The 13057-nt window shown below is 55.8% G+C and carries 14 protein-coding genes; 3 read left to right on the forward strand and 11 right to left on the reverse strand.

Annotation, left to right across the window (positions count from 1 at the left end; genetic code table 11):
- Positions 1 to 306: 306 nt before the first annotated feature.
- The 6 genes from C4N22_RS06335 to rplM form a co-directional block, all read right to left on the reverse strand.
- Positions 307 to 1215: a radical SAM mobile pair protein B gene (locus C4N22_RS06335; RefSeq protein WP_112148369.1), complete on the reverse strand. Its 909-nt coding sequence runs from the start codon at positions 1213 to 1215 to the stop codon at positions 307 to 309.
- Positions 1203 to 1892 carry a radical SAM mobile pair protein A gene (locus tag C4N22_RS06340; protein ID WP_112115497.1) on the reverse strand — a complete coding sequence of 230 codons (690 nt, stop codon included), beginning with the start codon at positions 1890 to 1892 and terminating at the stop codon, positions 1203 to 1205. Before C4N22_RS06340 ends, C4N22_RS06335 begins: the two co-directional genes overlap by 13 nt.
- Entirely contained in the window at positions 1889 to 2326 is a 438-nt protein-coding gene (locus C4N22_RS06345; RefSeq protein ID WP_112148370.1) for a radical SAM mobile pair system MarR family transcriptional regulator, read from the reverse strand. Before C4N22_RS06345 ends, C4N22_RS06340 begins: the two co-directional genes overlap by 4 nt.
- Positions 2327 to 2441: 115 nt before the next feature.
- On the reverse strand, positions 2442 to 3791 hold the full coding sequence (locus C4N22_RS06350) for an MATE family efflux transporter (RefSeq protein WP_431602980.1): 1350 nt from the start codon (positions 3789 to 3791) through the stop codon (positions 2442 to 2444).
- Positions 3792 to 4008: 217 nt separating this feature from the next.
- Positions 4009 to 4407 carry a 30S ribosomal protein S9 gene (gene rpsI / locus C4N22_RS06355; protein ID WP_112115500.1) on the reverse strand — a complete coding sequence of 133 codons (399 nt, stop codon included), beginning with the start codon at positions 4405 to 4407 and terminating at the stop codon, positions 4009 to 4011.
- A 17-nt stretch (positions 4408 to 4424) separates the two neighbouring features.
- Entirely contained in the window at positions 4425 to 4853 is a 429-nt protein-coding gene (rplM, locus tag C4N22_RS06360; RefSeq protein WP_112115501.1) for a 50S ribosomal protein L13, read from the reverse strand.
- A 289-nt stretch (positions 4854 to 5142) separates the two neighbouring features.
- Here rplM and C4N22_RS06365 point away from each other — a divergent pair, with 289 nt between their 5' ends.
- The 3 genes from C4N22_RS06365 to lepA are packed head-to-tail and all read left to right on the forward strand — an operon-like array spanning position 5143 to position 8776.
- Positions 5143 to 5712: a hypothetical protein gene (locus tag C4N22_RS06365; protein WP_112115502.1), complete on the forward strand. Its 570-nt coding sequence runs from the start codon at positions 5143 to 5145 to the stop codon at positions 5710 to 5712.
- A gap of 28 nt (positions 5713 to 5740) precedes the next feature.
- Entirely contained in the window at positions 5741 to 6943 is a 1203-nt protein-coding gene (alr, locus tag C4N22_RS06370; RefSeq protein ID WP_112148372.1) for an alanine racemase, read from the forward strand.
- A gap of 21 nt (positions 6944 to 6964) precedes the next feature.
- Complete coding sequence (gene lepA, locus C4N22_RS06375) at positions 6965 to 8776, forward strand: translation elongation factor 4 (protein ID WP_022256938.1); 1812 nt, start codon at positions 6965 to 6967, stop codon at positions 8774 to 8776.
- Positions 8777 to 9195: 419 nt separating this feature from the next.
- Here lepA and C4N22_RS06380 read toward each other — a convergent pair whose 3' ends face one another.
- The 5 genes from C4N22_RS06380 to C4N22_RS06400 all read right to left on the reverse strand — a co-directional run bounded on the left by C4N22_RS06380 (position 9196) and on the right by C4N22_RS06400 (position 13046).
- Entirely contained in the window at positions 9196 to 9762 is a 567-nt protein-coding gene (locus C4N22_RS06380; protein ID WP_112148373.1) for a chromate transporter, read from the reverse strand.
- A 5-nt stretch (positions 9763 to 9767) separates the two neighbouring features.
- On the reverse strand, positions 9768 to 10361 hold the full coding sequence (locus C4N22_RS06385) for a chromate transporter (RefSeq protein WP_112148374.1): 594 nt from the start codon (positions 10359 to 10361) through the stop codon (positions 9768 to 9770).
- Positions 10362 to 10665: 304 nt separating this feature from the next.
- Complete coding sequence (locus tag C4N22_RS06390; protein WP_022256935.1) at positions 10666 to 11040, reverse strand: hypothetical protein; 375 nt, start codon at positions 11038 to 11040, stop codon at positions 10666 to 10668.
- A 13-nt stretch (positions 11041 to 11053) separates the two neighbouring features.
- Entirely contained in the window at positions 11054 to 12028 is a 975-nt protein-coding gene (locus C4N22_RS06395) for an ABC transporter ATP-binding protein (protein WP_022256934.1), read from the reverse strand.
- A complete protein-coding gene (locus C4N22_RS06400; RefSeq protein WP_022256933.1) occupies positions 12018 to 13046 on the reverse strand; it encodes an ABC transporter ATP-binding protein in 1029 nt (342 codons plus the stop codon). Before C4N22_RS06400 ends, C4N22_RS06395 begins: the two co-directional genes overlap by 11 nt.
- Between the last annotated feature and the right edge of the window lie 11 nt (positions 13047 to 13057).

Genomic DNA, 13057 nt, shown 5'->3' on the forward strand with positions numbered 1-13057 from the left:
CATTGTCTGCGTTAAGCTCATGATAGCGCTCCGGGCAGGTTTTGTCAAGAAAAATGAAGAGCTTTCACTTCACAGTATTCTTGCATTCATCTCATTTGTCTACCCCCGCCCAAAACGCCCCGAAACCGTGCGGTCCCGAGGCGTTTCTTTTATGATTATAACGTATACAAGGCAACCGAGGGCTTTTCTGCTAATACAAGCTTTATTCGATACTGCTCCTTTCGCAAAAAAATTAGCAGCCAGGCACCGAAGTACATGACTGCTATGTAAGGAACGGGATTCTGTTTTAGGTCTACAAACTGGAAGTTAGCGATTTCTTTTTCCGGTATTCTCTGTCCCACGGATTTCCTCATGATAGAAATAATCCACGATTACCGGATGTCCCTGCGGGACTCTTCCATAAGGCATTTCATTATCCACAAAGGGACAATCATACTTCTTAGCCATTTCCGCAGCTTTTACTTCAAGTGCTTCAAAGTAGCTGCGGTTATGCTTGTTATAGATCTCATCGTAAAGTAGCACAAGATCAGGCTGTTTTTCGGCGATATAATCCATAATTGTCTTTTTGAAGCCGCCCCGAAGATTAAGGTTTTCGAGCCAGAACAGATCGCACTGATCTTTTACCCGCTCAAAGATGGCTTCAAAATCCGTGATACCGGGAAATACCGGGGATACGAAACAGACTGTACGGATACCTGCTTCATATACCTGCTTCATAGCAGCGATACGCCGCTCAATGCTCGAAGCAGAGTCCATATCGTTCTTGAAATTTTCATCCAGTGTGTTGATCGACCATGAAACGGTTACACGTCCAAGCTTCTTCAGCAGATCAATATCCCGTACCACAAGATCCGACTTTGTGCAGATCAGAATATCTGCGTCACTGCCGATCAGCTGCTCCAGAAGTTTTCTGGTATTCCCGAATTGCTCCTCCTGCGGATTGTAGCCATCTGTCACAGAACCGATGACCACCCGCTGTCCGGCATATTTCTTCGGATTTTTAATTTCTGGCCAATGCTTCACATCAAGGAATGTGCCCCATTCTTCCGTGTGCCCGGTAAATCGCTTCATAAAAGAAGCATAGCAATACTTGCAGGCATGTGTACAGCCCACATAGGGATTGACCGAGTAACCGCCTACCGGCAGACTAGACTTCGTCATAATGTTCTTTGTTTCCACCTCACGAATGAGGATTCCATTTATTACTTCTTCCATGATTTCTGTACCTCTAACACTTTATTAAATCCTTCCGGCATTTCCTGAATCATATTTTCATCCCCTATGATAGGGACAAGGTCTTCCTTCATAAACACCGGAATGCCGAGCTTATGTGCCTGATCCGCCAGAGACCACGCCCATTCCGGCTCCGTATGAATCTTCCTGCTCTGAGCTCCGGTCATGGTGCCCACAACGATCCAATTGATTCCGGAAAGGTCAACTGTGCCGGGATCGTCGAATAACGGCTCAAAGGTAACATGGTAATGTTTTGCTCTGACGTTTTTCCGAAGGGCGTCGATACGCCACAGTTCTGCTTTCCTCGTCACCGTAACGCCAAACCATGCGTTTTCCAGATCGGTATCAAAATCCAGCAGATCAGGTCGCTTGGTCAGAAACAGAAACTGATGCTGTGGATTTTCACGGATCTTTGCAAATACCTCGTCTCTCCATTCCGGCTTCCATCCGGAGAGATCGCTCATGCCGGTAAGAAGAAAGTTCTGCGGACGTTTCTTTTCCATCATCTTGAGCTTACCCGGAAAGAATTCAGGGTCAGCGAAGTCATCCATCATATGCCAGCGTTTCACGTTGTTGCGGGCATAGCAATATGTACACCCCACTGTGCAGCCAATGACGATATTCATGTTCTGAATCTGCTCTTTGATACAAATACTCATGACTTCTGCCACTCCTCAAGATTCTTTCTGATGCGGTCGAGGCATTCCTCAAACCGGGCAATTTCTTCCTCTGAAAAACCTTTGTAGTAAATACTGCCCATCTCATCAGATACAGAATCGTACTCGCCCTTTAAGGAATGTGCTTTCTCAGTCAGAAACAGGAGCGTTTTCCTTTTGTCCGTTTCAGACGGAACACGGCTTATCAGCCCTTGATTTTCCATTCTTTCCAGCATCGTAGTAAGAGATGTTATCGCTAATCCGCATTTGACCGAGAGTGACCTGATTGAGATACCATCCTTCTGCCACAGCACATAAAGAATACGCCCTTGGGCTCCATTAAACGCATCAATATTTTTTTCGCTGAGAATCTTCTCGAAAATCCGGTCTCCAAGCTGTTTTATTTTGGTGACAAGAAATCCTCCATTCATTTCCATACAAAAGCTCCTATATAGTAGTTTATTAAAAACATACTATATAGGAGCTTTATTGTCAAGAGTTTATATGTCATAATAGGGAAATTCCGTTTTTTTCAATTTTCCAAACTGGAAGTTAACGAATGGATGTCATTTTATCAGTCGACCATGATCTCCTAAGAGCCACATAGGAGATTAAAAAGTTTGCAAGCCAGCCAACTGGTACCGCAAGCCAGACAAAGGCAATGCCGAAACGTGGTGCACAGATTAGGGCAACGGACAGACGAATCGCAAGATTCACTATGTTTGCAACGAGGAACGGACGCATAATTCCGAGACCGCGAAGAACTCCATCGGTTGCCATCTTGATCCCCATGAAGATGAAAAAGTAACCAAGCCACCTCATATAATCACCAGACACCTGATAGGCAAACGCCGTTCCGTCTTTTCCTAAGAACAGTGAGGAGATCTGCGTATGCAGCGCTTCAATGGTCACAAACGCAATGGCCGCAAAGCACAGATCCAGCACCAGTGCAGCATGGTAGCCTTTTTTGATGCGATCCATTTTCTTTGCACCAAGATTCTGGGAAACATACGGCGAAACCGCATTGCCGATGGATACAAAGATCAATGAAAAAACATTTTCCACCCTCATCGTTGCTGCATACCCGGCGAGTGCCTGTGTACCGAAAGGATTTACCACTGCCTGCACAATCATCATACCGATGGACACTGTGGACTGCTGTAAAACCGACGGCACCGCAATGCGAAGCATGGAATACAGCTCCTGCCGTTCAAACCTGTTAAAGGGGCTTTTATATTGCTGCATCCGTGCAAAGAAAATCAAAAACGAAAACACTGCGGAAATTCCCTGTGCAATCAGGGTTGCAATCGCCGCACCGAACACACCGAGACCTAGCCCGGCTACCATCCAAAGATCCATTAAAATATTCAGGATAGACGAAAAAATCAGCAGTCCCAGCGGAATTTTGGATTCGCCGATTGAGGTGAACATGGTAGAAAGAATGTTATACATAAACAGAAACGGAAAGCCCACAAAATAGACCCGCAGATACAGTACTGCATCATCCAGTATGTCGGCAGGGGTTTGCAGTCCACTCATCATCGAGTTGGCGAAGAAAAAGCCAAAAACACCAAGGACTATACTTAGAAGCAAAAAGCTAATCAAGGAGGTTGACACGATTGTTTTCATTTTGCCATACTCCCTGGCTCCGAAATAACGGCTCACAAGCACACCGGCTCCGACACCGGCTCCCAGTGCCACACAAATGAACACATTGGTCAATGCTGCACATGCACCGACAGCTGCAAGTGCGGAAGAACCAACAAACTGGCCGACAATAATAGAGTCGGCCATATTGTATATTTGCTGAAAAAAACTTCCAAGAATCATTGGCATTGCAAAAACCGTCAACGCTTTGAGGGGCGTATCGGTTATCAAATACTCATCTTTCGACATTATCATATTCCTCCATGGTATCTTGTATCGTGGTATTGTCCACCAGTAATTTAACCCATAAGAGGTCAAAATGGGCTTGTCCACCAGTAATTTGACCACTATAAACCCATAAATTTCCGTTCAAATTCCATCAAAGCCGAACAGCTCAGACAGAATTTTGGGGCATAGAAAAAGCCCGGAAATAGCGTATTTCCGGGCTTTTTTAGCGTTTTTAAGTTGTAGATTAGCGCTTGCTGAACTGAGGTGCACGACGTGCAGCTTTCAGACCGTACTTCTTGCGCTCCTTCATACGAGGATCACGGGTCAGGAAGCCAGCCTTCTTCAGAACAGAACGGTTCTCCTCGTTCTGCTGCAGCAGGGCGCGAGCCAGACCGTGGCGGATAGCGCCAGCCTGACCGGAAACACCGCCGCCGGAAACGCGGACGACGACGTCATACTTGCCCTCCAGGCCCAGCAGGACCAGCGGAGAACGGACGATCAGCTTCAGGGTCTCCAGACCGAAGTAGTTGTCGATATCACGATCGTTGATGGTGACTTTGCCGGTGCCAGTGTAAACGCGAACGCGGGCAACGGAATCCTTACGACGACCAGTGCCGTAGAAATAAGGTTTGGTTTCGTACATGTTCAATTGCCTCCTTCTTAGAACTCGATCTTCTCGGGCTTCTGAGCTGCGTGAGCGTGCTCGGCACCCTGGTAGCAGTGCAGGCGGGTCAGAGCCTTTGCACCGATGGTGTTAGAGGGGATCATGCCCTTGACAGCGTAGGTCATAGCCAGATCGCTGTTCTCAGCCATCAGCTTGCTGTACTGGACCTTCTTCAGGCCGCCGATGAACTTGCTGTGGGTGATGTGGAACTTCTGCTCGGCCTTCTTGCCGGTCAGGACAGCCTTGTCGCAGTTGATGACGACAACATAGTCACCGCAATCAACGTTGGGGGTGTAGTTAACTTTCTGCTTGCCGCGCAGCAGAACAGCAGCCTCAGCAGCGACGTGGCCCAGGCTCTTGCCGGCAGCGTCGAGCAGATACCACTTGCGCTCGACTTCAGCGGGCTTTACGAGAGTAGTGCTCATATCTATTTCCTCCTGATAAGTGTTTTGTACGGTTCAGGCACCCTTTTGGGGCGCGAGTGTCAGTATACAACACAAAATAGCGCCTGTCAACACTATTTTTTGATTTTTTCAGCGTAAATTTTTAAATCTTCTAAAATCTCTCGTTTTCTCTCGAAAGCTCTTGATTTCAGATTTTTGATTTTTGGTTTCTTTTTTCGTGTCCGGAGCGCATTTTCTGCACGGTGGTGCTACAAATCCGCGGCCAGTTGTGTTATACTGTAAAGGTATATTGTTTAAAGGAGAATGTTCCATGTCCAAAGACCTCCACCAGCGCGACGCCGCACAGGCCCGCGGCTCCAAGCTCCTGCTCGCCATGGGCATCATCGTCCTGCTGGGCGCATTGGCCTATTTTATCCTCACCCTCGTGGTCAACCGCCGCACCCCGGCCAACCCCGACACCACCTACACCGCGGAGAATGGCGTGACCGTTTCTTACGAAAGCGGCATCTGGCCCGTCTGTGAGATGACCGAGGACGCCACGCTGGGCCATGCACTGGAGCTGGCCTCCGCTGCCGACAGCTCTGACGCCAATTATCAGGTGGTGCTGTTCCAGCGGGGCGACAAAGACACCTACGCTGATTTCATTCAGCAGTCAGAAAGCGACCTGAAAGAGGCCTATGGCGTCATCAGCCCCCGCAAGGTGAACCTGAGCGTGGACGGTGCCACCGTCACCGCCGTGCGGTGCGACATTCAAGCTTATTACGCGGTCCTGGCCACCATCACCTACGACAGCGGCGATGTGGTCTATGTCTCCGGCCTGACCAAGCTGGCCTCCATCAGCGATATCGTCAACCTCGTGGAGAGTGTCCGCCTGTCCTGAGTTTTGAACCGAAAGAGGCGACTTTATTATGCCAAACCAAGTTTTTGAAAAACACGTCTGGGCCGAGATCGATCTGGACGCCCTGCGGCAAAATTTCCGGGCGGTCAAGCAGCGGGCCGGGGAGCTGCCCCTCTGCGCCGTTGTCAAGGCCGACAGCTACGGCCACGGGGCCGTGCAGTGTGCCCGGGTCTTTGCCGAGGAGGGGGCCGCCTGGCTGGCCTGCAGCTGCCTGGCCGAGGCATTGCAGCTGCGGCAGGCCGGGCTCACCCTGCCCATTTTGATTTTGGGCCATGTCTACGCCAGCTGCGCCGCCGACCTCATCCGGAACCACATCACGGCGGCCTGCTACTCTCTGGAACAGGCCGAGGCTCTGAGCAAAGCGGCCTGCGCGGCAGGCGGCCGGGTGCAGGTCCATCTCAAGGCGGACACCGGCATGGGCCGCATCGGCTTTGCTCTCCGCACGGATTTCGAAAAGGCCGTCCGGGAGATGGCCCACGCCTGTCAGCTGCCAGGCCTTGCAATGACCGGCCTGTTCCAGCACTTTGCCGTGGCCGATGAGACGGACGAGGCCGATGTGGCCTACACCGCCGAGCAGCACGCCCTGTTCGTTCAGGCATTTCAGGCACTGAAAACCGCCGGACACGAGCCCGCCCTTGTCCACTGTGACAACTCCGCCGGGGTCATGCTCCACCCGGAATGGCCGGAGGGGCTGGAACGCTCCCGCTGCATGGCCCGCCCGGGCATCATCCTCTACGGCTTCGACCCCAGCAGCGCCGTCCGCTTCGGGCTGTTCCGCCCGGTGATGAAGCTCAAGACCGTGGTGAGCATGGTCAAGGAGCTGCAGCCGGGGCAGTCTACCAGCTATGGCCGCCGTTTTACGGCCGAAACGCCTACGAAGATCGCTACCCTCTGCGCGGGCTACGCCGACGGCTATCCCCGCCTGCTGAGCTGCGGGCAGGGCATCGTGGAGATCCACGGCAAGCCCTGCCCCGTGGTGGGCCGGGTCTGCATGGACCAGCTCATGGTGGACGTGACCAATGTACCGGACGTCCATGAGGACGACGAGGCCATCCTCTGGGGCGGCGCCGTCAGCGACAGCGCTGAGGACATTGCCCGCAAGACCGATACCATTTCCTACGAGGTGCTCTGCGGCGTGGCCCGCCGGGTGCCCCGGGTCTACTTAGAGCACGGCGAGATCACGGCCGTGGAAGACTGGATTCTCAACAACTAAATCTCTCGTTTGGAGGAACCAATGGCAAGAGACAACATCCGCAATTTCTGCATCATTGCACACATCGACCACGGCAAATCCACCCTCTCGGACCGTATTCTGGAGCTGACCAAGAGCGTGGACGAGCGCACCATGGAAGACCAGATCCTGGACAACATGGACATCGAGCGGGAGCGCGGCATCACCATCAAGGCCCGCGCCGTGACCATGAACTACACCGCCAAGGACGGCAAGACCTACGAGTTCAACCTCATCGACACCCCGGGCCATGTGGACTTTGCCTACGAGGTGAGCCGTAGCCTGGCCGCCTGCGAGGGTGCCATCCTGGTGGTGGACGCCACCCAGGGCGTGGAGGCCCAGACACTGGCTAACACTTATATGGCGCTGGAGCATGACCTGGAGCTGGTGCCCATCCTGAACAAGATCGACCTGCCCTCTGCCCACCCGGACGAGGTGGCCCAGGAGGTGGAGGACGTCATCGGCCTGCCCTGCCTGGACGCTCCCCGCGTCTCCGCCAAGACCGGCCTCAACGTCGATCAGGTGCTGGAGCGGGTGGTCAGCGACATCCCCGCCCCCACCGGTGACCCGGACGCCCCCCTCAAGGCCCTGATTTTTGACAGCATCTACGACAGCTACAAGGGCGTCATCGTTTATATCCGCGTGTTTGAGGGCACCGTCAAGCCCGGCGACACCATCCGCCTGATGGCCACCGGGGCCCAGTTCACGCTGGTGGAGGTGGGCCACATGGGGGCCACCAGCCTGACCCCCTGCAGCCAGCTGCAGGCCGGCGAGGTCGGCTACCTGACCGCCAGCATCAAGACGGTGCAGGACACCCGCGTGGGCGATACCGTCACGCTGGCCAACAACCCCACCCCGGAGGCCCTGCCCGGCTACCGTCAGGTCAAGCCCATGGTCTTCTGCGGCATCTACCCCGCCGACGGTGCCAAGTACCCCGACCTGAAAGACGCCCTGGAAAAGCTGCAGCTCAACGACGCTTCCCTGACCTTTGAGCTGGAGACCAGCGCGGCTCTGGGCTTCGGCTTCCGCTGCGGCTTCCTGGGCCTGCTCCACATGGAGATCATCACCGAGCGTCTGGAGCGGGAGTTTGACCTGGACATCATCACCACCACCCCCAGTGTCCGCTACCGGCTGACCCTGACCGATGGCACCGTGGAGATGATCGATAACCCGTCCAGCTATCCGGACCCCTCCAACATCGTCAAGCAGGAGGAGCCCTTTGTGGACGTCCACCTCTACACCCCCAACGAGTATGTGGGTGCCCTGATGGATCTCTGCCAGCAGAAGCGCGGCGTGCTGGCTGACATGAAATACCTCGATGACGTCCGTGTGGACCTCCACTACGCCCTGCCGCTGGGCGAGATCGTCTACGACTTCTTTGACGCCATCAAGAGCCGGAGCCGCGGCTACGCCAGCTACGATTACGAGTTCAAGGAGTACCGCGAGAGCGACCTTGTCAAGCTGGACTTCCTGCTCAACGGCGACCCCGTGGACGCCCTCTCCATGATCGTCTTCCGGGACAACGCCTACGCCAAGGGCCGCCGCATCTGCGAGAAGCTGCGGGACAACATCCCCCGCACCCTGTTTGAGATCCCCGTGCAGGCGGCCATCGGCGGCAAGATCATTGCCCGCGAGACCGTCAAGGCCATGCGCAAGGACGTGCTTGCCAAGTGCTATGGCGGCGACATCTCCCGCAAAAAGAAACTGCTGGAAAAGCAGAAAGAGGGCAAAAAGAAGATGCGCCAGCTGGGCAGTGTCGAGCTCCCCAGCGAGGCTTTTACCGCCGTGCTCAAGCTGGACAGCGACGACGATTGATCTTAAAATTAAATTGCAGAAAAACAGCGCCCGTGCAGGTGGATCTGCACGGGCGCTGTTTTGTTGTGTTTTGTCAAATTTTATGTTATCATAAAGATGTCGCTTTCCGCCGTCCCCCGAGCGGGGAAGGAGGTGAGAACTATGTACACGATTTCTTCGTTCGTGTGGTCCGTCGCAGCAGGTATTGTGGCGAACTTTATCTGCAAGTGGCTTGACGTACTATTCAGAAGCGACAAGCACTAATCCATAAGCGCAAGAAGCCCCGCGGTAGTAGCAATACCGCGGGGCTTCTTGTTGCGTTCATGAGAACCATGCACACATACTTCGTTCGTACTTTTTATTATACGCACCCTTACCAAAATGTCAAGCGCCACATGCCATTTACGCCAAACGTCCGCAATTGAAAAAGTCCAAAATTTTCAGTGATAGACCACCACGCCCAGCACTGCGGAGACTAGGATCATCGCAATGGGGGAGGGAGCTTTGCCTTTCCACTTCTGCCAGCCAAAATGGAGCAACAGCAGAGCCGCCAGAATGCCGATGCCCTGCCAGGCAGGGGCGGGGGTGTCCGCCAGCGTGGAGACGCCCAGCAGGCTGCTCAGGCCCATGGTGACGGCCGTGGCCAGAATGAGGGCCACCACACAGGGCCGGATGCCGGAGAGGAACGCGTTGACCCCCGCGTACTGCAACAGATTATGGATGAGCGCCGCAATGAGCAGGATGATGAAAAACGAGGGCAGCACCACCCCCAGTGTGGCGCAGATCGCCCCCGCCGCACCGGCCTGCGAGGACCCGATGAACGTTGCCATATTGATGGCCAGCGGCCCCGGGGTGGACTCCGACACGGCAATAAAACTCAAAAACTGCGTCTCCTCCAGCCAGCCGTGGAGAAGCACTTTCTCCCGGATGAGAGAGATCATGCCGTAGCCGCCGCCAAAGGAGACGGCACCGATTTCCAGAAACGTCCAGAACAACTGCCAGAGCATCCCGCTCACCTCCCGCCTTTCTGATTTCTGCCCGTCCCCCAGACGGCCACGCCCACCATGCCGCTGAGGAGGATGAACGCGATGGAGGAGAACTTGACCGCCAGCAGAGAGAACGCGATCATGCAGGCCATGACCACCAGCAGGATGCCCACATTGAGGGGCGTGCGCTCCAGCGCCTTGAGCATCCGGACGCCCGCCAAGAAGATGAGGTAGATGACACAGACCTGAATGCCCTGAAAAGCGTGCGCCACCACCGTCAGGGACGTGAACTGGTCAAAAAACAGGGAGATGGCGTAGATGATGCCAAACGACGGCAGGGAGACGGCCACCGTGGCCACGGCCGCCCCCGGCACCCCGGCCAGTTTATAACCCAGATAGGTGGCACTGTTGATGGCCACCGGCCCCGGGGTGGACTCGGCAATGGCGGCCATATCCAGAAACTCGTCCCGGCCCAGCCAGTGCTTTTGGGTGATGAACTCATTTTCCAGCAGGGCGATCATGGCATAGCCGCCCCCAAAGGTGAACAGGCCGATCTTAAAAAACGTGCCAAAGAGCGTCCAAAGGCTTCGCTCTTCTTCCTGCAGCGTGCGGTGCGGCATGGGCTCTCCCCTCCTTTTCCGTGTGATATTGTAGCACAGTCTCTTTTCTTTGTCAAAGGCTCTCCCTTTGAAAGACTCCCCCGGCCGGGGGAGGTGGCACGAAAGTGCCAGAAGGGGGCAAGGTGGCATTGCGAAGCAATGGCGGAGAGAGCAAGGATGCTGACAAAAAGCAAAAAACACAGCGATACGATCTCTGTTTGTCAGAGACATCGTATCGCTGTGTTTTTATGTTTTATTTTACCGGACTTGCCCTCTCAGGCGCTGACGCGCCAGCTCTCCCAAAGGGAGAGCCTTTGGCATAACCTTAAACGAATGCAGAATACATCCAGCCATCCAGCACACCGGCCACGAGCAAAATAGCCGCGGCGGCGCAGAACAGCACCCCGAAGAGGCCGAAGCGGCCAAAACGGGCAGTCCAGCCGTCCTTTTCGCGGACGGAGGCCGCTTTTTCAGGCAAGAGGAGGGCTCCGGCGCTCACCAGCAGGGCCAGTGCCCCCACGATGAACAGCCCCCGCCGGGCCAGCTCCAGCCCGGCCAGCGCGGAAAAGCCATGGCTCACCGCGCCCACTGCAAGCAGAAGGATGAAAACGCCTGCCGCCACAGCCAGCCCAAGAAGAAACGCTTTCCCGGCGTCTTTCAGGAGCAGGGCAAAGCGGTTCCCAGCTTTTTTGTCTTGCATGGAGCCGCCCCGCTTATTCGCCCGTCACCCGGAAGCAGGCCACCTCGTGGCCGGTGCCCACCTCTTTCAGGGTGGGGGTCGCTTCTTTGCAGCGGGCGGTGGCGTAGGGGCAGCGGCTGGCAAAGCGGCAGCCGGGAGCCGGGTCGATGGGGCTGGTGACCTCGCCCTCCAGATGGATGCGCTTGGTCTCCCGCTCGGCCTCAATGATGGGGTCCGGGATGGGGATGGCCGAGAGCAGCGCCTGGGTATAGGGGTGGAGCGGGTGGCTGTACAGCTCCTCCGAGCGGGTGATCTCCACGATCTGGCCCAGATACATGACGGCCACACGGTCCGAGATGTGCTTGACCATGGAGAGATCATGGGCCACGAACAGGTAGGTCAGGCCCATCTCCTTTTGCAGGCGGATCAGCATGTTGATGACCTGTGCCTGAATGGAAACGTCCAGCGCCGAGATGGGCTCGTCCATCACGAGGAACTTGGGCTCCATGGCCAGGGCACGGGCAATGCCGATGCGCTGGCGCTGGCCGCCGGAGAACTCGTGGATGAAGCGGTTGGCGTGCTCCTTGTTCAGGCCCACTTTTTCCAGCAGGCCGTAAATTTTCTCGGCGCGCTCGGCCTTGTTTTGATACAGGTGGTGGACATCCATGCCCTCGGCGATGATATCGCTGACGGTCATGCGGGGGTCCAGGGAAGCGTACGGGTCCTGGAAGACCATCTGAGCCTCCCGCTTATAGGCGAAGAGCTCACTGCCTTTCAGGGCGTGAACGTCCTTGCCCCGGTAGAGCACCTGTCCATCGGTCTTGTTGTACATGCCCAGGCAGGTGCGGCCGCAGGTGGTCTTACCGCAGCCGGACTCGCCCACCAGGCCCAGCGTCTCGCCCTCACGGATGCTGAACGAAACGTCGTCCACCGCGTGCAGGGTGCGGCCATGGCCGAGGTCGAAGTATTTTTTCAGGTGGCTGACTTCCAGCACAACATTATCCTTCATAGTGGGCCTCCTGTGTAAAGGGTGCGTCGGCGGCAGGCGTTTCCAGCTGATACAGCCAGCAGCTTGCCTCGTGGCCGTCGCCAAAATTCAGCACCGGGGGCTGCTGCTCGCAGCAGATCTCCATGCAATACTTGCACCGGGTGCAGAACGGGCAGCCCTTGGGCGGCGCGATCAGGTCAGGCGGGGTGCCCTCGATGCTGGCCAGCTGCTGCTTGTTCTGCAGGTCCAGGCGGGGCACTGCTTCCAGCAGGGCGTTGGTGTAGGGGTGGCGCGGGTGGTGGAACACCTCAATGCTGGTGCCCCGCTCCACGATCTGGCCGGCGTACATGACCACGATGCGGTCCGCGATATTGGCCACAACGCCCAGGTCGTGGGTGATGAGGATGACCGAGGCGTTCTTTTCTTTCTGCAGCGCCTTGATGAGGTCGATAATCTGGGCCTGAATGGTCACATCCAGGGCCGTGGTGGGCTCATCGGCGATGAGCAGCTTGGGGTCGCAGGCAAACGCAATGGCGATCATCACGCGCTGGCGCATTCCGCCCGAGAACTCGTGCGGGTACTGGTCCACCCGGCTCTCCGGCTGGGGGATCCCCACCATCCGCAGCAGCTCCACGGCACGGGCCTTGGCCTCTTTTTTGCTCAGTTTGGTGTGGTGGCGCAGGTTCTCAATGATCTGGTTGCCCACGGTCATGGTGGGGTTCAGGGCCGCCAGCGCGTCCTGGAACACCATGGCCACCTCGCCGCCGCGGTAGGCGCAGAGGCGCTTTTCGTTGAACTGGAGCACATCCTCGCCGTCAAAGATAATTTCACTGCCCTCTTTGATCTCAGCGGGCGGCGTTTTGATCAGCCGCATGATGCTCTTGGCCGTAACAGACTTGCCGCAGCCGGACTCACCCACAACGGCCACCGTCTCGCCCTTGTTTACCGTAAAGCTGACGCCGCGCACGCTCTGTACCTCACCGGCATAGGTGTGGTAGGAGACCCGCAGATTTTTGACTTCCAACAGTTTTTCACTCATGTCGCAGCCTC

The organism is Faecalibacterium prausnitzii, assembly GCF_003287495.1.
GTDB classification, from domain to species: Bacteria; Bacillota; Clostridia; order Oscillospirales; family Ruminococcaceae; genus Faecalibacterium; species Faecalibacterium prausnitzii_I.

Excerpts from the sequence above, each read along its gene's own strand:
- C4N22_RS06350 (WP_431602980.1), bottom strand. The coding sequence starts at position 3,791 with ATGATAATGTCGAAAGATGAGTATTTGATAACCGATACGCCCCTCAAA.
- C4N22_RS06365 (WP_112115502.1), top strand. The coding sequence starts at position 5,143 with ATGTCCAAAGACCTCCACCAGCGCGACGCCGCACAGGCCCGCGGCTCC.
- C4N22_RS06345 (WP_112148370.1), bottom strand. The coding sequence starts at position 2,326 with ATGGAAATGAATGGAGGATTTCTTGTCACCAAAATAAAACAGCTTGGA.
- rplM (WP_112115501.1), bottom strand. The coding sequence starts at position 4,853 with ATGAGCACTACTCTCGTAAAGCCCGCTGAAGTCGAGCGCAAGTGGTAT.
- C4N22_RS06335 (WP_112148369.1), bottom strand. The coding sequence starts at position 1,215 with ATGGAAGAAGTAATAAATGGAATCCTCATTCGTGAGGTGGAAACAAAG.
- C4N22_RS06390 (WP_022256935.1), bottom strand. The coding sequence starts at position 11,040 with ATGCAAGACAAAAAAGCTGGGAACCGCTTTGCCCTGCTCCTGAAAGAC.
- lepA (WP_022256938.1), top strand. The coding sequence starts at position 6,965 with ATGGCAAGAGACAACATCCGCAATTTCTGCATCATTGCACACATCGAC.
- C4N22_RS06380 (WP_112148373.1), bottom strand. The coding sequence starts at position 9,762 with ATGCTCTGGCAGTTGTTCTGGACGTTTCTGGAAATCGGTGCCGTCTCC.
- C4N22_RS06400 (WP_022256933.1), bottom strand. The coding sequence starts at position 13,046 with ATGAGTGAAAAACTGTTGGAAGTCAAAAATCTGCGGGTCTCCTACCAC.
- rpsI (WP_112115500.1), bottom strand. The coding sequence starts at position 4,407 with ATGTACGAAACCAAACCTTATTTCTACGGCACTGGTCGTCGTAAGGAT.
- C4N22_RS06385 (WP_112148374.1), bottom strand. The coding sequence starts at position 10,361 with ATGCCGCACCGCACGCTGCAGGAAGAAGAGCGAAGCCTTTGGACGCTC.
- C4N22_RS06395 (WP_022256934.1), bottom strand. The coding sequence starts at position 12,028 with ATGAAGGATAATGTTGTGCTGGAAGTCAGCCACCTGAAAAAATACTTC.
- alr (WP_112148372.1), top strand. The coding sequence starts at position 5,741 with ATGCCAAACCAAGTTTTTGAAAAACACGTCTGGGCCGAGATCGATCTG.
- C4N22_RS06340 (WP_112115497.1), bottom strand. The coding sequence starts at position 1,892 with ATGAGTATTTGTATCAAAGAGCAGATTCAGAACATGAATATCGTCATT.